24 protein-coding genes are annotated in these 23,280 nt (G+C 47.4%); 17 read left to right on the top strand and 7 right to left on the bottom strand.

The window, feature by feature from the left end; genetic code table 11:
- Positions 1-288, top strand: a 288-nt coding sequence (locus DWX32_RS16395) for a tyrosine-type recombinase/integrase (RefSeq protein ID WP_147398504.1), incomplete at its 5' end; no start/stop codon positions are given.
- Positions 289-410: 122 nt separating this feature from the next.
- On the opposite strand, the gene DWX32_RS16390 is transcribed toward DWX32_RS16395, so the two are convergent.
- Positions 411-1,352 carry a LysR family transcriptional regulator gene (locus DWX32_RS16390; protein WP_158579606.1) on the bottom strand — a complete coding sequence of 314 codons (942 nt, stop codon included), beginning with the start codon at positions 1,350-1,352 and terminating at the stop codon, positions 411-413.
- Between the two features lie 229 nt (positions 1,353-1,581).
- Here DWX32_RS16390 and DWX32_RS16385 point away from each other — a divergent pair, with 229 nt between their 5' ends.
- The 6 genes from DWX32_RS16385 (at position 1,582) to DWX32_RS16360 (ending at position 6,903) form a co-directional block, all read left to right on the top strand.
- A complete protein-coding gene (locus DWX32_RS16385) occupies positions 1,582-3,051 on the top strand; it encodes a UbiD family decarboxylase (RefSeq protein WP_055226200.1) in 1,470 nt (489 codons plus the stop codon).
- 75 nt (positions 3,052-3,126) lie between these two features.
- Complete coding sequence (locus tag DWX32_RS16380) at positions 3,127-4,527, top strand: subtype B tannase (protein WP_118595246.1); 1,401 nt, start codon at positions 3,127-3,129, stop codon at positions 4,525-4,527.
- 18 nt (positions 4,528-4,545) lie between these two features.
- On the top strand, positions 4,546-5,121 hold the full coding sequence (locus DWX32_RS16375; protein ID WP_055226203.1) for a UbiX family flavin prenyltransferase: 576 nt from the start codon (positions 4,546-4,548) through the stop codon (positions 5,119-5,121).
- Positions 5,115-5,483: a prenylated flavin chaperone LpdD gene (locus DWX32_RS16370; RefSeq protein ID WP_082424856.1), complete on the top strand. Its 369-nt coding sequence runs from the start codon at positions 5,115-5,117 to the stop codon at positions 5,481-5,483. Before DWX32_RS16375 ends, DWX32_RS16370 begins: the two co-directional genes overlap by 7 nt.
- 147 nt (positions 5,484-5,630) lie before the next feature.
- On the top strand, positions 5,631-6,062 hold the full coding sequence (locus DWX32_RS16365) for an RrF2 family transcriptional regulator (protein WP_055226207.1): 432 nt from the start codon (positions 5,631-5,633) through the stop codon (positions 6,060-6,062).
- A 214-nt stretch (positions 6,063-6,276) separates the two neighbouring features.
- Positions 6,277-6,903, top strand: a complete 627-nt coding sequence (locus DWX32_RS16360) for a GntR family transcriptional regulator (RefSeq protein WP_055226212.1) — start codon at positions 6,277-6,279, stop codon at positions 6,901-6,903.
- Between the two features lie 95 nt (positions 6,904-6,998).
- Here the strand turns inward: DWX32_RS16360 and DWX32_RS16355 are convergent, their stop codons facing one another.
- Entirely contained in the window at positions 6,999-7,757 is a 759-nt protein-coding gene (locus tag DWX32_RS16355; RefSeq protein ID WP_055226214.1) for a response regulator transcription factor, read from the bottom strand.
- An 84-nt stretch (positions 7,758-7,841) separates the two neighbouring features.
- On the bottom strand, positions 7,842-9,509 hold the full coding sequence (locus DWX32_RS16350; protein WP_158579605.1) for a sensor histidine kinase: 1,668 nt from the start codon (positions 9,507-9,509) through the stop codon (positions 7,842-7,844).
- A 403-nt stretch (positions 9,510-9,912) separates the two neighbouring features.
- Here DWX32_RS16350 and DWX32_RS16345 point away from each other — a divergent pair, with 403 nt between their 5' ends.
- The 4 genes from DWX32_RS16345 (at position 9,913) to DWX32_RS16330 (ending at position 14,597) form a co-directional block, all read left to right on the top strand.
- Positions 9,913-10,869 (top strand): ABC transporter permease, encoded by a 957-nt coding sequence (locus tag DWX32_RS16345; protein ID WP_055226218.1) that lies wholly within the window; start codon positions 9,913-9,915, stop codon positions 10,867-10,869.
- Positions 10,870-10,880: 11 nt separating this feature from the next.
- On the top strand, positions 10,881-11,771 hold the full coding sequence (locus tag DWX32_RS16340) for a carbohydrate ABC transporter permease (protein ID WP_055226220.1): 891 nt from the start codon (positions 10,881-10,883) through the stop codon (positions 11,769-11,771).
- A gap of 73 nt (positions 11,772-11,844) precedes the next feature.
- Positions 11,845-13,545, top strand: coding sequence for an ABC transporter substrate-binding protein (locus tag DWX32_RS16335; RefSeq protein ID WP_055226221.1), 1,701 nt, complete (start codon positions 11,845-11,847; stop codon positions 13,543-13,545).
- A gap of 122 nt (positions 13,546-13,667) precedes the next feature.
- Positions 13,668-14,597 carry a nucleoside hydrolase gene (locus DWX32_RS16330; protein ID WP_070103170.1) on the top strand — a complete coding sequence of 310 codons (930 nt, stop codon included), beginning with the start codon at positions 13,668-13,670 and terminating at the stop codon, positions 14,595-14,597.
- Between the two features lie 9 nt (positions 14,598-14,606).
- On the opposite strand, the gene DWX32_RS20945 is transcribed toward DWX32_RS16330, so the two are convergent.
- Together DWX32_RS20945 and DWX32_RS16325 are read right to left on the bottom strand one after the other, a co-directional pair.
- Entirely contained in the window at positions 14,607-14,726 is a 120-nt protein-coding gene (locus DWX32_RS20945) for a DUF6783 domain-containing protein (RefSeq protein WP_368250375.1), read from the bottom strand.
- 57 nt (positions 14,727-14,783) lie between these two features.
- Positions 14,784-16,076, bottom strand: coding sequence for an L-cysteine desulfidase family protein (locus tag DWX32_RS16325; RefSeq protein ID WP_055226223.1), 1,293 nt, complete (start codon positions 16,074-16,076; stop codon positions 14,784-14,786).
- A gap of 199 nt (positions 16,077-16,275) precedes the next feature.
- On the opposite strand from DWX32_RS16325, the gene DWX32_RS16320 reads away from it, so the two are divergent.
- The 3 genes from DWX32_RS16320 to DWX32_RS16310 all read left to right on the top strand — a co-directional run bounded on the left by DWX32_RS16320 (position 16,276) and on the right by DWX32_RS16310 (position 18,518).
- Positions 16,276-16,671 carry a BrnT family toxin gene (locus DWX32_RS16320; RefSeq protein WP_330377069.1) on the top strand — a complete coding sequence of 132 codons (396 nt, stop codon included), beginning with the start codon at positions 16,276-16,278 and terminating at the stop codon, positions 16,669-16,671.
- The gene (locus tag DWX32_RS16315; RefSeq protein WP_055226225.1) at positions 16,658-16,852 is read left to right on the top strand and encodes a hypothetical protein; all 195 of its coding nucleotides are present in this window, start codon (positions 16,658-16,660) and stop codon (positions 16,850-16,852) included. Before DWX32_RS16320 ends, DWX32_RS16315 begins: the two co-directional genes overlap by 14 nt.
- A gap of 136 nt (positions 16,853-16,988) precedes the next feature.
- On the top strand, positions 16,989-18,518 hold the full coding sequence (locus DWX32_RS16310) for an alpha-N-arabinofuranosidase (RefSeq protein WP_118660615.1): 1,530 nt from the start codon (positions 16,989-16,991) through the stop codon (positions 18,516-18,518).
- A 60-nt stretch (positions 18,519-18,578) separates the two neighbouring features.
- Here the strand turns inward: DWX32_RS16310 and DWX32_RS16305 are convergent, their stop codons facing one another.
- Together DWX32_RS16305 and DWX32_RS16300 are read right to left on the bottom strand one after the other, a co-directional pair.
- The gene (locus tag DWX32_RS16305; protein WP_330410127.1) at positions 18,579-18,881 is read right to left on the bottom strand and encodes an AzlD domain-containing protein; all 303 of its coding nucleotides are present in this window, start codon (positions 18,879-18,881) and stop codon (positions 18,579-18,581) included.
- Positions 18,871-19,614 (bottom strand): AzlC family ABC transporter permease, encoded by a 744-nt coding sequence (locus DWX32_RS16300; protein WP_022462149.1) that lies wholly within the window; start codon positions 19,612-19,614, stop codon positions 18,871-18,873. Before DWX32_RS16300 ends, DWX32_RS16305 begins: the two co-directional genes overlap by 11 nt.
- A 407-nt stretch (positions 19,615-20,021) precedes the next feature.
- Between DWX32_RS16300 and ispE the strand changes: the two genes are divergently transcribed.
- The 3 genes from ispE (at position 20,022) to DWX32_RS16285 (ending at position 23,280) form a co-directional block, all read left to right on the top strand.
- Positions 20,022-20,903 (top strand): 4-(cytidine 5'-diphospho)-2-C-methyl-D-erythritol kinase, encoded by an 882-nt coding sequence (gene ispE / locus DWX32_RS16295; RefSeq protein ID WP_055226230.1) that lies wholly within the window; start codon positions 20,022-20,024, stop codon positions 20,901-20,903.
- Positions 20,890-21,603: a GntR family transcriptional regulator gene (locus DWX32_RS16290; RefSeq protein ID WP_055221789.1), complete on the top strand. Its 714-nt coding sequence runs from the start codon at positions 20,890-20,892 to the stop codon at positions 21,601-21,603. The genes ispE and DWX32_RS16290 overlap by 14 nt, the downstream gene beginning before the upstream one ends.
- Before the next feature lie 144 nt (positions 21,604-21,747).
- Entirely contained in the window at positions 21,748-23,280 is a 1,533-nt protein-coding gene (locus DWX32_RS16285; RefSeq protein ID WP_118660613.1) for a spore germination protein, read from the top strand.

Genomic DNA, 23,280 nt, shown 5'->3' with positions numbered 1-23,280 from the left:
TTTCTGTTCCTTAACCGGAACGGCTTGCCAAAAGTGGCAGTCAACTATGAAAGTATGTTTCGGGGGCTTGTAAGGAAATACAGCAAAACGCAAAAGGTAGCATTGCCAAAGGTAATGACACCGCATACCTTACGCCACACATTCTGCACCACGTTAGCAAATGCAGGAATGAACCCAAAGGCATTACAGTACATTATGGGACATTCTAATATCAACATGACACTGAACTATTACGCGCATACGACTTCCGAAACGTCGATAACAGAAATGAAGCGGCTGATTGCATAAGTAGTAAACGGAGAATTTACTACTCCACATACTACTTTTGAACACCAAAACATACGGGGATATAAGAAGATTTGAGAATATCTTCCATAACGAAAAATGCCGGAAAAGCCTGTAACAATAGGCTATACCGGCATATAAGAACTTTTAAAAAGATAGTCAAAAATTACTTTGTGATTTTGAATAAAAAAGACAAATGATTTCAGCGTCTGTGCAGAGATATTTCCCGGCTTTTTTGATGCTTTCATTTTGAGCGGATACGCGGCACCGATCACAAGAGGCGGTGCGTCGCGCAGAGGAACGGCGGTGACGTTTGGGTGGTGGAACAATGCAAAGTTACTCCCGGCAAACAGGCTTAAGGCTTCGCCGACTTCCACGGAGCTTATCATGGATTCCAGGCGGGCAGTGCGCAGGATGTGCGGTTTTTGGTCTGCCTTTTCAAATAGTTGCATACAGAGCTGATAAATCGAGGTATAGGGATGCATAAGAATCAGAGGTTCTCTGGCAATGTCAGCGATTGTCAGGGAAGATTTTTCTGCAAGCGGATGATCGATGGGGAGCATCACACAGAGACGATCCTTTGCGAGAGGTACAAAGTGATATTTCTGCGGTGAAATCATGGAATCCCGTGCAATGACAAGATCAAAACGACCGGACTGCAGACCGTCCATCAGCTCGTTTTCTTCACACTCTTCCAGCATCAGTTCAACCTCCGGATGCGTATGTGCGAAAGCGCGGATGCGGGAGGTGAGATGATACTGCGTCAGAAACGGAAGAGAGCCGACGCGGAGCGGCTGGCGTTCCGACTCTTTAAAGTGGCGCATTTTCTGCAGCATCTGATGATACTGGCGGGAGAGCTCTGAGGCTTCCTGGCAGAACAGCTTGCCTGCCGGAGCCAGAACCGCCTGGCGGCGGGTGCGGTCGAAGAGGGTGAGATTCAGTTCGGATTCCAGCTTCTGGATCTGCTTCGAGAGCGTGGACTGTGCGATATGAAGATTTTCTGCAGCTTCTAAAAAAGTGTCGCATCGGACGGTCATCAGAAAAAAGTCGATCTGTTCCATGGTCATAAGAGAGAACCTCCTTTTGAAAATCATTCCATTTCATTCATTCTATTCTGGAAACAATTGTACCACAGATCGAATTGATTCCACAAAGGTTTCTTTTTAAAATAAAAAAGGATAAAACATGCAGCAGGGAAAGTGGATGGAGAGGATCCGATGGATTTGCTGGCTGAATGGAGTACAAAAAAGAACATTCTATGAGACAGTTTTGATCTGGGGAATAAGGAGAATGATTATGGCTGAAAAAGTAAGAGATCTGCGCAGTGCGCTGGAACGATTGAAAAATATGCCGGGACAGCTTGCCGAGACGGATGTTGCAGTTGATCCGATGGCGGAGCTTGCCGGAGTTTACCGCTATGTCGGCGCGGGCGGAACGGTAAAACGTCCGACGAAAGAAGGACCGGCAATGATTTTCCGCAATATCAAAGGGCACCCGGACGCAAGTGTTGCGATCGGTGTCCTGGCGAGCCGGAAGCGTGTGGCTGCACTTTTGGACTGTGAGCCGGAGAATCTTGGGAAAATGCTGTATCACAGCGTGGAAAAGCCGGTTGCACCGGTGGAATTTCAGGGTGCGCCGCCGTGTCAGGAGGTTGTGCATCTGGCGACGGATCCCGATTTTGATCTGAACCGCCTCGTCCCGGCACCGACCAACACGCCGGATGACGCAGGCCCGTACATCACGCTTGGCATGTGTTACGCTTCTCACCCGGATACCGGGCTGCACGATGTGACGATTCACCGTCTCTGTATTCAGGGAAAAGACGAACTTTCGATTTTCTTCACGCCGGGTGCACGCCATATCGGCGCGATGGCAGACCGTGCGGAGGAGCTTGGCCAGAAACTGCCGATTTCCATCAGCATCGGCGTCGATCCTGCGATTGAGATCGGTTCCTGCTTTGAGCCGCCGACAACACCGCTTGGTTACGATGAGCTTTCGGTTGCAGGTGCGCTGCGGAAAGAGCCGGTGGAACTGTGCCATTGCGTTTCGGTAAATGAGATGGCAATTGCGAATGCAGAGTATGTGATCGAGGGCGAGGTTATCCCGGGCGTGCGTGTGCAGGAAGATCAGAACAGCCACACCGGTTACGCCATGCCGGAATTTCCGGGTTATACCGGTCCGGCGAGCGATCAGTGCCGCCTGATTAAAGTAAAAGCGGTAACACACCGGCGAAATCCGATCATGCAGACCTGCATCGGACCAAGCGAGGAACATGTTTCCATGGCGGGCATTCCGACGGAAGCAAGTATCTACGGCATGGTAGAAAAAGCAATGCCGGGACGACTCCGGAATGTGTACTGTGGTTCTGCGGGCGGCGGAAAATATATGGCTGTTCTTCAATTTAAAAAGCTTGGTCCAAGTGATGAGGGAAGACAGCGTCAGGCGGCGCTGCTGGCTTTTTCTGCATTCAGTGAACTGAAACATGTATTTCTCGTGGATGAGGACGTGGACTGCTTCGATATGAACGATGTCCTTTGGGCAATGAACACACGATTCCAGGGCGATGCGGATATCATCACGATCCCAGGTGTCCGGTGTCATCCACTCGATCCGTCAAACGATCCGACGTGTTCGCCATCGATCCGCGATCACGGAATTGCATGCAAGACAATTTTTGACTGTACCGTGCCGTATGATCAGAAGAAAAGATTTGTGCGGGCGAGGTTTCTGGAAGTTGATCCGAAACACTGGCTGGACGAGGAATAAAAGCATGTTTTGCAAAAAAAATGTTATATTGTGTTCTAAAAAGTATATTTTGTCAAAAAAGGAGAGTAGCCTGGTATGCTGAAATTTGAGAAAAATGATTATACAATAGAAGAAGTAACACTGTGTGGCGAGACGATCCGGTTTCGGGCGTTCCGCGACCTGATTTATGTGGAAAAACCGGTTAATGAAGAGTTTCAGAAGATGAATCTTTTTGTGCCGGAATGCTATTATGAGGGAGCATCCCTGCATGGCTATGATTTAGGGAGCGCGCCGGTTTTCATGCCGAATACGGTCGGCGGCTACATGCCGGGTCCGGCGGATGAGCCTGGAACGAATCCATTTTTACAGGGCAGACCCAACACGATTTTTCGTGCACTGCAGCACGGCTATGTTGTGGCATCCCCGGCAATCCGCGGCAGAGTGCAGAAGGGGGCAGATGGCCGGTACAACGGAAAAGCACCATCCTGCGTGGTTGATTATAAAGCGGCCGTGCGATATCTCCACTTCTTCGCGGATGAGCTGCCTGGCGATGCGAGCAAAATTATCACCAATGGAACGAGTGCCGGAGGTGCGCTGTCATCCCTGATGGGAAGCACGGGAAATCACCCGGACTATGAGCCGTATCTGCAGGCACTTGGCGCGGCGGATGCCGGAGATAACGTGTTTGCGGCTTCCTGCTACTGCCCGATCACAAACCTTGAACACGCAGACATGGCGTATGAATGGGAATTTTGCGGAGTAAATGATTTTCACCGTGCCAACATGAAAATGGATGAGGGCGGCCGCCCGGTTTTCACACCGGTGGATGGCGAGATGACGAAAGAACAGATCCTTGTTTCAGCAGAGGAAAAAGCAATGTTTCCGGCATATGTAAACAGCCTTGGATTGAAGGATGAAAACGGAGATCCACTGACACTTGATGCAGATGGAGAAGGATCCCTGAAGGAATATGTAAAACGCGTTGTGATGGAATCTGCGCAGAGAGCGTCTGACCAGGGTGTGGATTTATCAGATAAACCATGGCTGATCGTCGAGAACGGCAAAGTGCAGGGCATGGATTTTACCGCTTATGTCAAAGACATCACCCGGATGAAAACGGCACCTGCTTTTGATGCGCTGGATCTGGAAAGCCCGGAGAATGATCTGTTTGGAAACGAGACGACAAACTGCCGTCACTTCACGGAATACAGCACAGCACACACGAAAGCACAGGGCGCGTGTGCGGAAGCAGAAGTTGTGAAAATGATGAATCCAATGGAATACATTCTGGATGAAAAAGCAGAAAAAGCACAGCATTTCCGCATCCGCCACGGCGAGTGCGACCGCGACACCTCTCTGGTGATCTCGGCAATGCTGACGGCAAAACTGCGCGAGGCGGGCTGTGAGGTTGATTACCATTCCCCATGGAATACGCCGCATGCAGGCGACTACGACCTCGACGAGTTATTCGCATGGATCGATGGAATCTGTGGATAAAAGGAAGGAACGAGACGGATGGCTGTGGAAAAACGGATTGTAGTTGGCGCTTCCGGGGCGAGTGGAATGCCGCTGCTGATGAAGTGCCTTGAAATTCTGCGGGATAGTGAGGAATACCGTTCCCTTCTGGTGATGAGCCGCAGTGCAAAGCTGACGCTGGAACAGGAGACAGACTGGAGTGTTTCGCAGGTGGAAGCGCTGGCAGATGAAGTGCTCGAGCAGGACAACATCGGTGCAGGCCCGGCGAGCGGGTCGTACCGGACAGAAGGCATGGTGATTGTGCCGTGCAGCATGAAAACAGCGGCAGGAATTGTAAGCGGATACACCGACAATCTGCTGCTGCGTGCGGCGGATGTGACGATCAAGGAGAAACGCCCGCTTGTACTGGCAGCACGGGAGACACCGATGAGTGAAATTCATCTGCGGAATCTGTACGAACTGTCGAGATTGTCAAATGTATGGATTGTTCCGCCGATGATGACCTTTTATCAGAAACCGGAGTCCATCGACGATATGGTGACACATCTTGCGGCCAAACTGCTTTTGCCGTTCGGCGTGGAAGTAAAGGAGTACCGGAGATGGAAAGGATGCTGACAAAAAAGACAACAGCTACAGGATGCACGATGGAAGTGACGGTAATGAAGATCGGTGAAGATTTTCAGATCTGTCTCGCCGGAGGAGAAAAGCCGCATATCGGCTGTGTGGTGCAGGCCGTACCACGGGAATCGCTGACCGGAGACGGGAGCTGGAGTGCGACTTCCTCGGTATGGAACCGCACCGGACATAAAGATGAGGTACTGTGCCGGATGCTGGCGGAAAAAATCTGTTGTGCCTGCCGTACCGTGACCGTCTGCACCGGTGGCGTGCATATCGATGGAATTACCGGAGAGCAGATCCGGGAGATTGTGGATGCGGTAGAGAAGATGGGAGAAGAGATTGCGCAGGATTTGAGATGATAAGTAAGCATGGAAAGCGGATAAAAAGTTATTGCATTTTTCGGACATGCTTTGGGTTTGTGTTATATTTCCTATTGAATATGTAGAGAATATGGAATAAAATAAAAGAAGGTATTTTTATCATGACATATATTCGGAGGAAATAAAATGAAAGTTTCGACAAGAGGACGGTATGCGCTTCGTCTGATGCTGGATCTGGCACTCAACAATACCGGCGAACCGGTGCGATTGAAAGATGTGGCAAAGCGGCAGGAGATTTCGGAAAAATATCTGGAACAGATCATCTCGATTTTGAATAAAGCTGGTTTCGTAAAAAGTGTGCGCGGCCCGGCGGGCGGTTATTCCCTGAAACGAAAGCCGGAAGAATATACCGTGGGCATGATCCTGCGTCTGACCGAGGGCAGCCTTGCGCCGGTGGACTGTGTAGAAGACGGCGCCGACTGCGGCAGGGAAGATCAGTGCGTTACGGTGATGCTCTGGAAAAAACTGAACGATGCCATCAACAGTGTGGTGGACAATATTACGCTGGCAGATCTGGTGGAATGGCAGATGCAGAAGTCGAATGAGTATGTAATCTGACGGCAGACAGAATAAGCGATAACGTCCAATGAGGGAACAGAAGAGGGAAAATGGTGAAAACATCATTTTCCTTTTTTTTACCGGTAAAAATCTGGGAGCACGGCATTTACAAGCAAAAAAAAATTTGTTAAGATAAAAAACAGGGCGCATTTGGAGAAGAAAAAAATCAGGATGCGCAAAAGTGAAGAAAATAAAAGATAAGGAGTTTCCCCTTATGAAAAAACAACAGGAAAGCCTTAAAAATATGGTATATCAGGCCATTTTGAACGGCATTTTTACCGATGAATATAAACCCAATCAAATTATCAACGAGCAGGAGCTGGTACAGAAATTCGGCTGCAGCAAGACACCGATCCGTGAAGCCCTTGTGACGCTCTGCAATGAGGGAATCCTCCGCAGCTTCCCGCGCTTCGGCTACCAGGTTGTCAGCGTGTCCCGCGAAGAGGCACAGAATATTCTGGATTTCCGCCTTGTTCTCGAGGGCGGATATCTTCGTCAGTCGATCGGACATATCACCGAAGAAAATCTGGCGGAGCTTGCCGAGATTGATGAGAGATGCAAACAGAGCACCGACAGCGTATGGGATCACTGGGAGGCAAATACAGCATTCCATCTGAAGCTGATTTCCTTCTCCGGCAACGCTTACGCATATCAGGAGCTTGAACGCACCATGAACGTCTTAAAACGCGCTTACGCCCAGTTTTACTGGCAGACCTGGTCCAACGTAAACCCGGCACTGGACATTGCGCATCATAACGATATTATGCAGAGTATCCGGGAGAAAGATCTGGAGAAGACGCAGAACTATCTGAAAGAGGATCTGGCGGATTTTTGTGGGTAAGAAATGAGACAGAGTGTATGGAAACGAAGAATTCCAATACACTCTGTTTTTTTGTGCGCTGGAGACCTTTTCCAGGCACGCTCCAGGGCTCGTGATTATCCATGAAAATGCTTCTCCCGATACTGCTGCGGTGTCACTCCACTGCTTTTCTTGAACTGCCGGTAAAAGTAGGAAACGTTTGCGATTCCGATCTGGTCACAGATTTGCTGGGGGGAGAAGCTGGTGGTGGCAAGCAGACGTTTTGCGGTTGTCATACGTTCGTCCATGATGTAGCTACTGAGCGACGCTCCTGTTTTCGTACTGAAAATGTGGGACAGGTAGTCCGGGTTCATGTGGATTTTCTCGGCGATGGAGGTGCGGCCCAGTTCAGGATCGGAAAGATGCGAACGGATATAGTCCTTGATGACGCTGATCGGGTCCGAGGCATCGGTGGAGAGGTGCTCTTCCATATTCAGCCGCTCTTTCTCATACCATGCATTTTTTTTTACCTCCTGCACAGCCGCCGCCAGCTTTTCCATAAGCTGATCCGGGTCGATTGGTTTTAACAGGTAGGAGAAAATATGTAAATTCAGCGCTTCCTGCGCATAATCAAATCGCTGATGGCCGGTCAGAACGAGTACGATGGGATGAAAATTGTTCTCATGCAGCCATTCCACTAACTGCAGACCGGTTTCGCGCGGCATTTCGATGTCAGTCAAAAGAATATCAATATCCTGGGAACCCTCAAAAATTCGTTTTGCCTGGCTGGCACTGTAGGCAGGAAACGCCTGCTCAATCCCGAGCGCCGACCAGTCTGTCGTTTCGATAATGTTTTTCACAATATAATATTCATCATCCACTACTAAAATGTTCATTGTAAAAGCCCTGTTCCTTTCTTCCGTTTCGCATGGATTTGAATCGTTACAAAAAGCAAGCCGAAAGCCTTTTTCAAACAAGCTTTAGCTCTCGTTTCTTTTGCCGGGGACCTGAGGTGTGTCGGAAGCATGTGAAAAAAGAGGTTCCGATGTTTCAATTTTGTTTTCCGGCGGATTGCCATCCTCCCGGTATGGAATGTATGGAATCGTAACCTCTGATCTTGCACCCCATCCGGGTTCGTTGGAAAAATGCGCATGGGCTTTTTCTCCATAAACAAGATAAAGCCGTTTGAGCAGATTGTAGGTTCCGATTTTTTTTCCATCAAAGTCATGAACCTGCTGGGAAACTGGCCGGTTCAGGTATTCCAGATCCTCTTTAAAATAACCACTGCCGGAGTCGAGATGAGTGAGAACCACATATTTTTCACCATTGCGCTCCACAAGGCTGCCGGTGATACGGACACGGAGCTCTTCGCCCATGATCATGTTGTGCTTGATGGTATTTTCTGTAAACATCAGCAGAATGATCGGAAAAACAGAAGCATTCCTGCATTTCTCATCCACATGGATTTCCCAGTTCAGACAGCCTGGAAACCGCAGTTCTGTCATCTCCAGAAAATTTTCTACGTATTTCAGTTCTTCTTTCAAAGGAACGGCTGTCTTATCCTGCAGGGTGTACCGCAAATGATTCGAAAGTGTGCGGACGAATTCATTTGTGAGCCGCCTTCCTTCTTCCGTGAATGGCATTGATGCGATTGCGGAGAGACAGTTGATCAGAGAGTGCGGCGCTACCTGGGATTTCAGATACTGAATCTCCAGTGCCTTCAGATTTAATTTATCCTCATAAACATTGATTTTTAACTTCTCAATTCGATTCATCAGCTTATTCAGTGTTTCACCGATTTCCAGAACCTCCTCACACCGCTCATTGGAAAGATCCGGGTGCGGCACCTGTTGTTCCTCTTTGACCTGTGATGCCATTTTCCGGATCAGATCAAGAGGCTTTGAAATCAGGTGTTCATAGGAAACGGTCCATAAAAGAGAAACCACGAAAATCAGCAGAGCACCCCCGAGCAGAAGCTTGAGCATATTGTAAATAGGAGTGTTGACTTCTTCGGAGGGGATGAGTGCATTTAAGGAGCAGGTAGAAGAAGGAAGCTTTTCAGCGACCTGTAAATATTGTATACCGTCCTTTCCGCGGATCCGATGAGGTTTCTGGGTAGAAAAGTCGGTAGACAGTTTAAAATCGGACCAGCTTTCGTTGTCGTATGGAATACCATTTTCATCAGCAAACAGAAAAATGGTATTTGAATCATCGAATGGAGTATTCAGTTCATCCAGACGGATCCAGGCACCAAGATAGCCATGGAGATCATTGATAATTCGGATCAGATAGGTATGGCGTTCCAGCTCTATATAATACCAACTCTTGAAGTTGAGAGCGGAGGCGTCCTCTCCCGACTGACGTAAAAGCTTTTTCATGTAGGAACTACAGTCATTGGAGCCCCCGTTTTTATAGCGGCAGACAAAATGGTCGTTTGCTTTTCCATAAACAAACATACCGTCAATGTCTGTCATGTAACTTAAAGTATTATCCAAAAGCCTGGAGGCTTTAATCTGGGAAATTGCTGCGTTTGGGTTGTTTTTGGAAGTGATGGTATCGACAACATCGGTATTGTTGTTGGCGAATTCCCAGAGACAGTTTTCTGCGATTTCCATACTTTTATTTAATTGCTGTACATAAAGATCCATTGTCTGATGAATTCCCTGGTAGGTTTCATGCTGAAGCTGTTTGGAAATATAAAAAATTAAAAACAGCAATAAAATACTGAATATTATTAAAATACGCATCCAATACCAAAATGCTTTTTTCTTTAGGGAATATATTTTGTGTTTGTGCATAGTGTGGTCAAAAAAATTGAAGTTTAGTGAAAAAGTACGATGTTTTGATGAATTCAAGAAGGATGCCTCCGTAATTATATATAATTTGCACATAGATTCTAAGAAAAGTGCAATAAAACCTAAGCAATGTGAATTGCTAAAAAGTTTATTAAAATTATATAATAACAACAGTTGATAGTCAAAGCAATTTTGTTCGAACATACTTGCAACGACAAAAAAACGAGAAAACAAAGAGGAAACGAGGAGGAAAAACATGGCATCTTTAAAAAAATCCCATGCATCATCCGGGAGCAGCCACAGCAAAGCAGCAAAATTCAAACGATACCTTCCGCTGTATCTGATGTTCCTTCCAGGCGCGATCTATCTGCTCATTAACAATTATATTCCGATGGCAGGCATTATCGTAGCATTTAAGAAGTACAATGCCCGTTTGGGAATCTGGAAGAGCCCGTTCTGCGGACTGGCGAACTTTGAATTTCTGTTTGCATCATCGGATGCATGGACTATTACAAGAAATACGTTACTTTACAATCTGGCGTTTATTGTTCTGAACACGGTAGTCGGAATTATTTTTGCAATCTTTATCTGCGATACGTTTAATAAAAAATTAAAGAAAATTTATCAGAGTGCAATCTTGTTTCCATATCTGATGTCGGCTGTTATTCTTGGCTACATTGTATATGCATTTTTAAGTCAGAGTACAGGTATTGTAAACAATTCGATTTTAAGTGCACTTGGAAAAGATGCTGTGAACTGGTATGCAGAACCGAAATACTGGCCGTTCATTCTGATTTTTGTAAATACCTGGAAGGGTGTAGGATATGGATGTCTGATCTACATATCTACCATCAATGGCATTGATCCGTCTCTGTATGAGGCAGCTTCTCTGGATGGCGCAACCAAATGGCAGCAGATCAAAAACATTACGCTTCCATTCCTGAAACCAACCGTAATCACCCTGACATTGATGAGTGTCGGCCGTATCTTCTATTCCGATTTCGGTCTGTTCTATCAGGTACCACGTGATTCAGGACTTCTGTACTCGGCAACCAATGTTATTGATACCTACGTATACCGCGGCCTGATGAAATCCGGAAATGTCGGAATGTCTGCAGCAGCCGGCTTCTATCAGTCCATCATCGGATTTATCATTGTCCTTACCGCAAACGGAATCGTACGTAAAGTCAGCAAAGAAAACGCAATGTTCTAAGGAGATCACGTATGAAAGAAAAACCATTTTCCAAATATCAGATTTTAGCAAACGCTGTCATGATTATCTGGACGCTTGCCATTATCTTACCGTTTATTCTGTTATTTATGTCTTCTATTACAGATGAAAACACACTGGTAGCGAATGGATACTCCTTCTTTCCGAAGAAGTTCTCCCTCGCGTCCTATTCCTACATCATCAAATCCGGAGGTCAGATTTTGAAGGCCTATGGAGTAAGTATTGGTGTCACGGTAGTCGGAACTCTGTTGAATGTCCTTCTGTCTGCTCTGATGGCCTATCCTTTGTCAGTAAAAAATCTTCCGGGCAGAAATGTGATGATGTTCTTCGTGTTCTTTACCATGCTGTTCAACGGCGGTATCGTTCCATCTTACATTATGTGGACAGGTACCTTCCATATCAAAGATACGATTTTTGCACAGCTGCTTCCAAACTTCCTGCTTTCTGCATGGAATGTTATGATGATTCGAACTTATTTTACCACAAGCATTCCGGATGGATTATACGAGGCGGCAGAGATTGACGGTGCAAGCCAGTTTACCATCTTCTGGAAAATCGTACTTCCGCTTGGAAAACCGATCTTGGTAACAATGGGCACCTTTGCAGGCCTTGCTTACTGGAATGACTGGACCAATGGTCTGTACTATATCGTTAAGAATACAGGTCTGTACAACGTACAGAACCTTCTGAACCAGATGGTACAGAATATTCAGTTCCTGACACAGAGCTCCAACTCGAATGTGACAGCAGCTGCATCGACCATTCCGGCAACGGGAATCCAGATGGCAATTGCATTCGTAGCAATTCTGCCGATTATGCTGATTTTCCCGTCTTTCCAGAAATATTATGCAAAAGGTATCGCTCTTGGCGCAGTCAAAGGCTGATACAGATGGAATGAATCATTAGCAGCGAAAAGGGCTGCTTCGTGATAAACTTATTTTAAGGAGGAATTTTCATATGAAAAGAAAAATGCTTGCTGCTTTTCTGGCAGCGACAATGGTGGGCGGCCTGCTTGTCGGCTGCGGAAACAGTGGAGACACTTCCGGCTCATCCAAGAGCTCTTCTGGAACAACATCAACAGCATCGGCATCTGGCGAGGCAGATGCTTCCGTAACAAAAACAGAGCTTGGTGAGTATACGGAAGAAAATCCTTATCATCTCGTATTTGCCTTCGTCGAGTTCTACGAGCAGGATGACGCAGCACGTACTGCAGTACAGGATGCATTGAATGAATATATGATTCCGAAATACCATATTGAAGTGGAATTTCTTCCACTGCAGTATGCAGAATATCAGCAGACGATTCAGCTGATGATTTCCGGTGGTGATGAGCTGGATGTTATGCCAATTTATTACAGCAATGCTTCCAGTTGGATTGCAATGAATGGTATTGTCGACATGAATCAATATATGGATACTCCGGAAGGACAGGCCATTAAGGATGTACTTGGTGAGGCAAATGCAACGGTAGGTTCCATGAATGGTATTCTGTTCGGCTTCCCGGCACAGAAGGAATCGGTTGAACTTGGTGGTCTGACTATGAGAGCAGATATCTGTGATGAGCTTGGTATCGCAGAAGAATATGGTTTGGAGCTGAATCAGGATGAATACACCGGAAAAGTGTATGACTGGTCGGTTGCAACTGAAATTTTCAAGAAAGTAAAAGAAGCACATCCGGAAATGACACCTCTGTATCTGCAGGGAAGTGCAAGCCCGATGAGACGTCTTGCATTTTTCGACGAGTTAGCGGATCAGTTCGGTGTTCTGGACTGGGAGGCTGATCATGACTCCACAACCGTAGTGAATGAGTTTGAAACCGATACTTACAAAGAAGCAGTAACCCAGCTGGCGGAATGGTTTGATGCAGGATACATTTATCCGGATGCGTTGACGGATACACAGGGATCTGCAGTTATGATGAAAGCCGGAAATACGTTCTCTTATATGTCAGCAATTAAACCGGGCTATCTTGTTGAGGCAAAGGCATCTACAGGAACAGACTGCTATGCAATGTATTTTGGACAGGATGTAGAAGGTGGATATTCAACTACAAACGTAAGTTTTTATGATACTGGTATCGCAACCAACAGTGCGGATCCGGAAATGGCCTTTAAGTTTATCTCCGCGCTGTATACAGATCCGGAGGTTATGAATCTGTGGCAGAATGGTATTCAGGATGTAAACTATAAAGTTTTGGATGATGGTACTGCTTATTATGTAGATGGTGAAGATGCTTCTAACTTTAAATATCATCAGAATACAGGATGGTTTATGGGCAATCAGTTTAACACATACGTATGGAATGATGGTTCCAAGGATGCAAATTACTGGGATAAACTGCAGCACCATAACGACTGGGCACAGTATTCACCGGCATACGGATTTATGTGGGATTCTTCTGAATACTCTACACAGATCACAGCTCTGCAGAATGCACTGAATACGTATCGTCCAGCACTTGAGACAGGCTCTGTCGGAGTTGCTGGTGTAGAAGAAACACTCCAGAAACTGAATGATGCGCTGTATGCAGCCGGACTGCAGACTGTTATGGATGCAAAACAGGAGCAGCTGGATAAATGGCTGGATGAAAACGGAGGAGCTACAGAAACTCCGCAGTCTAACCTTGATACGATTGCAGCAGCAAAAGAAGCAAACTAACGAAAGATCAACATTAGGTATAATTAGATCTAAGGCAAATCCGCCCGGAAACCGTAAAGCTGTGCGGTCTTCGGGCGGATTGCTTTGTATGTTTTTGACTTTTACAGCAGAAAGGATTTACTATGAAAAAAATGAATTACACATTTTCCGTGCCGGACAACAAACGCGTGCGTATGATTGTCAGCACAGACTGCAAAAATGAGGCGGACGACCAGTTCGCACTGGCACATCACCTGATGACACCGATGTTTATTCTGAAAGGCATCGTTCCGTGTCACTTCAACATGTTCTCCCGCGATTATGGCGATGGCCACACGGCACAGGCGAGCATGGACGAGGTCAATAAAGTGCTGGATCTGATGGATCGGCAGGGCGTATGCCCGGTCTGCAAAGGATCGGAATTTCCGATGAAGGACGAGCAGACTCCGGCCGTGTCGGATGGCGCAAAGCTGATCGCCGAAGAAGCCATGAAAGATGATCCGCATCCGCTGTTCATCGCCTGCCAGGGAGCACTGACCGACGTTGCCTCCGCACTTCTGATGAAACCGGAAATCGCAGACCGCATGACCGCCATCTGGATCGGCGGAGCACCGTATCCGGAAGGGGGAGAAGAGTTCAACCTCCGCCAGGATATCGCAGCTGCAAACGTTGTGATGAAATCCGGCATGAAGGTATGGCAGGTTCCGTCTACCGTATACAAGAAAGTAACAGTTTCTCTTGCCGAGCTGCAGCTTAATGTTCAGCCATGTGGAGAAATTGGAAATTATCTGTATCAGCAGATGGTAGACTTTAACAACACCTTCTATCAGTTCCAGGAATGGCCGCACGGCGAAATCTGGGGTCTCGGCGATTCTCCGACAGTTGGGTTGCTGCTGGCAGAGGTACAGCGTACCGACCTCTATGAAATGGTAGAAGCGCCGGAAATCAGCTATGAGGACATGAGCTATCACTTCACCGGAAAGAACCGCAAAATTCGCGTTTACCATGATCCGAATGCGGAGCTGACGTTGAGAGACTTTTTTGCGAAACTGAAATTGAATTATGGGATGTGACAGGGACTGCTAATCAAAATCAGAGCCTGTTTGAAAAAAGCTTTCCACAAGATGTGTGTCACAATTTATCGGAAATTTTGTTCGACAGAGGGCGTCGCAGCGGGTTTTTGTATGGACAGAAAGAGCAATATAAAAACAGCCATCTGTGCAAGTTTGTCCAGATGGCTGTCTATCGTAATACTTTCGTTATTTACACACTTCGTCAATATCCACACGGTCGATCATAATATTCAGGATTTCCGTATCGGTATCTTTCATGCCGACTCTTCCGATGTATCCCATACTCTTGATCGTATCCTCGACATCTTCCCGCACGATACCTTCGCCCGGCTGGAAACTTCTGTGATGCTGGCCCATGTAGTGGGCGAGAATAGCAGCGTCAACAGCGGATGCAATTTTCGCCGCACAGGAGGATTTTGCGCCGTCGCAGACAATACCGCCGACGTTTCCAATGGTGTTGACGATCGTCAGACTGACATCTTCATAAGTTCCGCCAGAAAGATAGGTAATGGCGGCACCGGCTCCACAGCCTGCGCTGACGGCGCCGCAGTAAGCGGAAAGACTTCCAATATATTTTTTCTGATGAACCGCAATCAGGTTGCTGACAACGAGTGCGCGGTACAGTTTTTCCTGGGAAACGTTCCATTCTTTTGCAAACTCAATGACAGGAAGGGAAACGGTCATGCCCTGGTTTCCGCTGCCGGAATTGATGACGACCGGAAGAGAGCAGCCGCTCATACGCGCATCGGAGCCTGCCGCTGCACGGGCGCGGGCGCGGATTTTTACGTCATTGCCGTATTCATTCAGCAGCGTGCGGCCAACCTGTGCACCGTATGGATGACGGAGACCTTCATCGGAAATGGCAGAGTTCATGGTGATCTGACGGTCAAGAATTTCTTTGATGTCTTCGATCTTCACAGTATCGGCAAATTCAAGAATATCCTTGACGTTCAGCACACTTTTATCAACGTATTCAGGGGAATCCTCATGAGCCGCAATCTGATAAAGTATCTCACCATCTTTTACGATGCGTGAAATCAGGGTATGACGGTTTACAATCGTTACCTCCGCGCTGTGCTCTCCGGCAATGACTTTTGCAACAATGTAGAGATTCTCTACGCCTTCTTTTAAAGTACAGGTACAGAATCCCTGCTGTACCAGTTCTTTTGTCTTTTCAATATCTGCCTCGGTCACATCTTCAAGTACTTCAAGTTCACGTTCGGCACAGCCTCCGACGACGCCAAGCGTTGCCGCAACATCAATGCCCTTCAGACCGTTGGAATTTGGAACTTTAACACCCTTTACGTTTTTGATGATGTTTCCACTGCAGCAAAGCTCGATCGATTCCGGCATCTGTCCGAGTACTTCGCGTGCTTTTGCTGCCGCATATGCAATGGCAATCGGCTCTGTACAGCCAAGCGCCGGAACAAGCTCGTTTTTTAAAATCTTTACATAACTGTCATATAATTTCTGATCCATGAAAATTCTCCTGTATAGTTTTTTATGCGTTATCAACTGGTAAATCTTGCATTTCTTTCTGATTATACTATTGATATATCACTGATAATATCAGATGTCAAGTAGAGAATTGCAATTTGTGAATTAACATCATGCATTGACGCAGAAAAGAAAAGATGATACGATAAAAACAGTAAAATACTGAAATCGGAGGTAATCATTGGAGAATAGCAAAACTGTAACATTTTCACTTGGTGGAATGATTTTCGAATATGATGAGAAAAAGAATAAAATTAATATAGAAAAACATGGAATTTCATTTAAAAGTGCTGCCCGTGTATTTTTTGATTATGATCGAATAGAATATTATGATGAGGAAAATAGTAATGTTGAAGATCGATATGATATCATAGGTGATTTATCTGCAGGGACAGCGCAAATAGAGCGTAATACAGAGATTATGATCGGAAATATAAAAAGTGATGATGTTTTGTTTGTAGTGTATACGGAAAGAATACGGAAAAATGAAAATGGGGCAGAAATAGATGTGACAAGATTAATCTCCGCAAGATATGCAACCAATTTTGAAAGGGGGCTTTATTATGGTAAATACTAAAGAAATGACAGAAAGCCTGATAAAAGAACTCGCTTTTTCAGAAGAAGAATTAAGGGAACTAAAAGCAGCAAAAGAAAAACCTATTGTATTTGATGAAGATTGTCCGGAAACGACTCCAGAACGGGCGCTAAAATTTCGACGGGTAAATCCGCCGAGGGGAGCAGGCAAAAAAAGAGCATAAAAATTTGTGATCTCCGTAAAACCAGAAAATCCTAGTTTTACGGAGATCTTTTCAGAATAAATTGTATTTTCCTTTAAAGTGTCCTATACTGAAAAGTAGCAAAAATACACACCACCCTTTCATTTGGAGGATTTTTATGCAGAAGATTACGTTTCGAAAATTAGCTGGAGAAAAATATATTTACCCGGAACTGCAGGGACACTTTATCGAGTTTCTTGGCTCCTGTATTTATGATGGAATCTGGGTTGGAGAGGATTCGGAAATTCCGAATTATCATGGAATCCGAAAAGACCTTGTGGATGCATTTCAGAAGCTGCACCCGCCGGTGATCCGCTGGCCGGGCGGATGCTTTGCGGATGTGTATCACTGGCGGAATGGTATTGGCCCGCGGGAGCAGCGGCCGGTTACATACAATGAAAACTTCGGTACTTTCGAGACGGATCCCAATCAGTTCGGTACACACGAGATGATGGAATTCTGCGAGATGATCGGCGCGAAGCCATGGTTTAATATCAATATGATGACCGGCTCTCCATCCGAGATGCGAGAGTGGATGGAGTACTGTAACCGCAAAGAGCCGACGGCACTTTCGCAGGAACGAAAAACAAACGGTCATGAAAAACCGTTCGAGATTGAATACTGGGGTATCGGAAATGAAGTATGGGACGGCGGTGGAAAAATGACGCCGCAGATGTATGCGAACGAATACCGGAAATTCAGTTCCTCCTGTCCGTCGTTTGGAGGCGGCGATCAGGCATTTTCCATGAAATGCATCGCCAGCGGCCCGGATGGAAATAAGCCGAAAGAACGTGCTGCGTGGACAAAAGATTTCTTTAAGGAAATGGGAAAATACCGGATGCCGTCTCTCTATGGCTACGATCTCCATTTTTACAACTGGAATCTGAAGCAGCTTCAGACCGAGAAGAAATTTGATGAGAAACAGTGGTATGATGTGATCAATGGATGCAAAGAGCTGGAAAATGTCATTCACGAGCAGCGCCGCCTGATAGACGCTGGTCTTGAGGCACTTCCGAAACCGGAGGGTCCGTTCCAGGCGGCACCGAGAAAATGTGAACTGATTGTCGGTGAGTGGGGCAACTGGCACAGCAGTGCATTTAATGCGCGCCCGGCGCTGTATCAGCAGTGTACGATGCGTGATGCCGTTACAACTGCACTGACGCTCGACATCTTCCACCGCAATACCGGGGATGTGCGCATGGCATGTGTGGCACAGTCTGTCAATGTCCTGAATTCCCTGTTCCTGACGGATGGTGAGCATTGTATTCTGACACCAAACTACGATGTGTTCGATATGTATCAGGTGCATCAGGGTGCGTATACGCTTGGCTTTGAGGAAAAGAACAAAGATCCTGAGGTCTGCATCTTTGCTTCGATCAAAAATGATGATATCTACGTCAACCTCGTAAATACAAGCTACAGCGAATCAAAGAAAATCGAATTGAAATTCAAACAGTGTCCGGAATTTGTTGAGGCCAAAACACTGTACTCCCAAGATCCGCAGAACTACAATGATGCGAGACATCCGAACCGAGTCCGCTGCAAAGAAGGAAAAGCACCTGCACGGGAAAAAGACTCCTTCCAGATTGCACTGCCGGCGGCTTCGGTCAGCGTTTATCATTTCAGAAAAACAGAAACAGAAAAGTAATACATACAAAACGGGCCGCCCCGGGGAAAAGGATTGTTCCCACAGGGCGGCTCATTTCTATTACAAAAATAATTCAATCACAAACACCACGGCACAGCATGCCACCGAAACCTGAAACAGGCTTGCACCGAACCATGCGGCTGCGATGCCGACGACAAGCGCGAGTGCGCCGGAAACAGGGCTCTGTGTTGCATGGACAATCGCCGGGAAGGTCATGACTGACAGCGTCACGTATGGAACGTAGTACAGAAACGACTGAATAAACTGATTTTTAATCGGCTTCCGAATCAGCGTCAGCGGCAGAATCCGGATTGTGTAGGAAACCAGAGCCATGACGGCGATATAGATATAATTATTGTACATCAGCATTTTCCTCCTCTGTCTTTACCGGGAACAGGATAGCTCCGGCGCAGGAAATCAGAACGGTGAGCAGAATCGTTCTGGTTCCGTCGGAGAGAGTGGAGATGCCCGGGAGATAGCTGCAGATAAAGCTTAAGAAAAAGCTGACGGCAACAAGACCCGCTACCACACGGCTCTTTCGCGCCGGGGGAATGATGATTGCAAGGAACATGCCGTACAGCGCCACGCTTAAGGCACTGACAGCGCGCAGCGGCAGCAGATTTCCGGCAATAATACCAAGAGCCGTGCCGATCGACCACGCGGGAGCAGCGACGAGAATGGCACCGTATGTATAATACGGATTCAGCCAGCCCGGGCGCGCGATTGTGATGCCAAACAGTTCATCCGTTACATCGTAACCAATGAGAAAACGGTGGAAAAACGGCGTGTCCGGTGAAAAACGCTGGGCAAGCGCACAGCTCATCAGAAGATACCGCGCATTGGCGATGAGCGTAATGATAGCGACCTGCAGATAGCCTGCGTTGGCGGCAATCAGTGTAAAGGCAGCGTATTCTCCGGCGGAAGCATTGTTGAAAAGACTGGCGAGAAAGCCCTGAAAAGGACTAAGACCTGCCTTACGCGCTGCAATGCCGAGCGAAAACGAGACCGCAAAATAGCCAAGCCCGATCGGAATGCCATCGCGGATTCCGTTGACCAGAACCTGGCGGGAAAATGAATAAGATCTTTGTGAACTCATAAAAAGCTACTTCCTTTTCCTTCGCAGAAGCTAGAGCATGTCTGAAAAATCATTTCCGTAATCTGAGATTCGCAGCTTACGAAAAGTTTTTTTCAGACATGCTCTGGCATCTGGCAAAAATGTTGGGGTCAAGAGATCAAAAATCCTCTTGCAAGCGAGCTTGCACCGGCTTTTTGATCTTTTGCCCCTGATATCTGATGAAAATTATAGCAAGTTTCGACAGGTTCGTAAACTCTTATTTTGTTCTTGTTCGTTTCCATTAGCCACTGCTTACGCCTGCGTTTCTAAGTCTGTTGAACTGAATTGTATAAAATTATGTACAAAAACAGAAGATAACGCTTGAAAATAGAAGAAAAATCCATTAATATCTATGTATACAAAAAACATTACCGAAGGTGGTGCCTACGATGAAACTGCGTGCGCTTGCAAAAATAAATCTTGGTCTTGATGTGACCGGAAAAAGAGAGGATGGTTACCATGAAGTCCGCATGGTAATGCAGACGATCCAGATGTACGATCAGCTGGAAATAAAGGAGAGCAAAGAACCCGGAATAAGGCTTACAACCAATCTGCCGTTCCTTCCGTGTAATGACGGAAATCTCGTATACAAAGCGGCAAAGATTCTGATGGATGAATTCGATATCCGTCAGGGTGTCGATATGAACCTGACAAAATTTATCCCGGTAGCGGCCGGCATGGCGGGCGGAAGCTCGGATGCGGCAGCAGCACTGGTAGGAATTAACCGCATGTTTCAGCTTGGTCTGACAAAACGCCAGCTGATGGAGCGGGGTGTGCAGATCGGAGCGGATGTTCCGTACTGTGTGATGCGCGGTACAGCGCTGGCAGAAGGAATCGGCGAAAAGCTGACATCCCTTCCCGGCGTACCGATGTGCTACGTGCTGATCGGAAAACCGGGCATCAATGTTTCGACGAAATTTGTCTATGGAAACCTGCATCTTGATGAGGTGACGGAGCATCCGGATATCGACGGCATGGTAGAGGCGATCCGAAATCATGACCTGTACGGCATCACGGACCGCATGGGAAATGTGCTGGAATCCGTGACGTGTCCGGCGTATCCGGTGATCGATGAGATCAAGGCACAGATGATGAAAAACGGTGCGGTCAATGCGATGATGAGCGGCAGCGGCCCGACCGTATTCGGCATTTTCGACGATCCGGACAAGGCAGAATTTGCCCGCGATCAGTTAAAAATAAGCGGACTGTCGAAACAGACATTCCTGACTACTGTATCAAAACCGGGAGGTACAAAGTATGGCAAAAAATGAGTTAGACCTGCAGATGGAGGATTATCAGTACCTTCCGCTCCGCGATGTCGTGTTCCGCACGCTGCGCCAGGCGATTCTGCGCGGGGAGTTAAAGCCGGGTGAACGGCTGATGGAGATCCGGCTGGCAAATCAGCTCGGCGTTTCACGTACGCCGATCCGTGAAGCGATCCGTATGCTGGAGCTGGACGGCCTTGTAATCATGGTGCCGCGAAAGGGTGCACAGGTGGCGCAGATCACGGAAAAAGATCTGAACGATGTGCTGGAGGTGCGGCTCGGACTCGAGGAGCTGGCGGTAAAACTGGCGTGTCAGCGGATTACAGAGAGCGAACTGCAGAAGCTTTATCAGGCATCGCGCAGCTTTGAACAAATGCTGGAGACAACAGAGACGGATGATCTGCAGAAGCTTGCACAGGCAGATGTGGCATTCCATGATGTGATTTATCAGGCGACGAACAACGAGCGCCTGATTCAGCTGCTGAACAATCTGCGGGAGCAAATGTACCGTTACCGGATTGAATATTTAAAGGATGTAAAATCCCGACGTTCCCTGGTCGAGGAGCACGATGCCCTCTATGAACGTATGAAAAATCGGGATCTTGCAGGCGCACAGAAGATGATCCGCGAGCATATCGAGCGACAGCAGGAGAGTATTATGCAGACCGTACATCACCAGAGCATGACGGGTGTAGAAGAAAAATAAAAGCGTATAAAATTTCGAAAAAGGAACATTCTGTTACAGAGTAAAAAATCGTGACAGAATGTTTTTTTATGAAATTTTGCAGAGTATATTTCTCCAGATGGTTTTTCGGAAGCTTTCAAAAGGAGGAGAAGGAGGGACGCAGGCATGGAAAAAGAGAAGACGCAGATTTCACTCACACTGGCGGAAAATGAAAGCGTGATCCGTACATGGTGTGAAAATTGCGATGATATTCAGATCCGCCCGATGAAACTCGGCAAAACGGGCGGAACCGGTGCGCTGCTGATCTACGTAGAAGTGGCGGTGAGCTGCGTTATGTTGAAGGATTCCGTGATCGGGAAGCTGTTGAACCGTCTGATGGAGGTTCCCGAGGCAGATATCCCGGGGGTTCTCTCGGAAAATCAGCTCGGAATTTCGGACGCACTGGAATTTGACACTATGGAAGCTGCGTTCGCTTCCATGCTTGCGGGAAATGCAATTCTTTTTGTGGATCATTATGACCGTGCAGTCAAGATCGGATCGAAGGGTTATCCCAATTTAGGAGTGCAAAAAGCGGAGTCCGAAAAAGTGCTGCGCGGCTCAAACGAGGGCTTTTCCGATTCCGTCAAAACCAACACGGCACTCGTCCGCAAGCGTCTGCGGACCACCGATCTGAAAGTGGAGGAGATACATTTTGGTGCGCGTTCTGATACGGTTCTGGCTCTGGTGTATGAGAAAGAGCTGATTTATCCGAAATTTCTGGAAGAGGTAAAACAGCAGATTGCCGGCTGGGAGGTGGACGGCGTTTTTGACAGCGGCATGGTCGAGCAGCTCTGCGAACCGCAGTGGAAATCGCCGTTCCCGCGCTTCGAGACGACCGAACGGCCGGACCGCGCGGCGATGGAGATTCTGGACGGAAGAATCCTGCTTTTATGTGATAATTCCCCGGTCGGGATTCTCTTCCCGGCATCATTTGACAGCTTTTTAAAGGTCAGTGAGGACCGGTATCATCATTTTCTGATCGTCTCATTTGAGCGGCTGCTGCGGTATGCGGCGGTCTTTCTCACCCTGTGGATTTCGGGCGGATACCTGGCTGTCACGGGCTTTCACACACAGGTGCTTCCGACCAAACTCCTGCTGGCGTTCGCCGAAGCGCGGAAAGGCGTTCCGTTCCCCGGCATTCTGGAAATTCTTCTGATGGAATTTGCTTTTGAACTGATCCGCGAGGCCGGTGTGCGCATGCCGGGGCCGCTTGGCGGGACGATCGGAATTGTGGGCGGGCTGATCATCGGAGATGCAGCGGTTTCCGCCAATCTGGTGAGCCCGATGACCGTCGTTGTGGTTGCGGTTTCGGCGCTCTGTTCGCTGGCGATTCCGAACGAAGAGTTCGGTGCGCCGTTCCGGCTGCTGAAGTTCGGCTTCATTTTGATCGGCGGATGGCTCGGCATTTTCGGCATGGTGCTCGGCACGTTTCTTCTCGCGGGTCATCTTGCCGGACTTACGAGTTTTGGCATTCCCTATCTGATGCCGTTCGTCGGGAAAGGACTTGCGGGCTACCATGCGCCGAAGGATTCCGTATGGCGGCCCCCGCTGCATCAGATGCGGGAGCGGCCGGTCTTTACAAAGCGCGATCAGAGAGTGCGGCTGCGGAAAAACAGAAAAGCTGCGGAGCCGGAAGAAAAACAGGAAAGGGGAGAGTGA

The organism is Blautia sp. AF19-13LB (genome assembly GCF_003479105.1).
In the GTDB taxonomy this organism is placed as follows: domain Bacteria; phylum Bacillota; class Clostridia; order Lachnospirales; family Lachnospiraceae; genus Fusicatenibacter; species Fusicatenibacter saccharivorans.
Note: the sequence above shows the minus strand (reverse complement) of the source record. Positions and strands in the feature narration are given on the sequence as shown.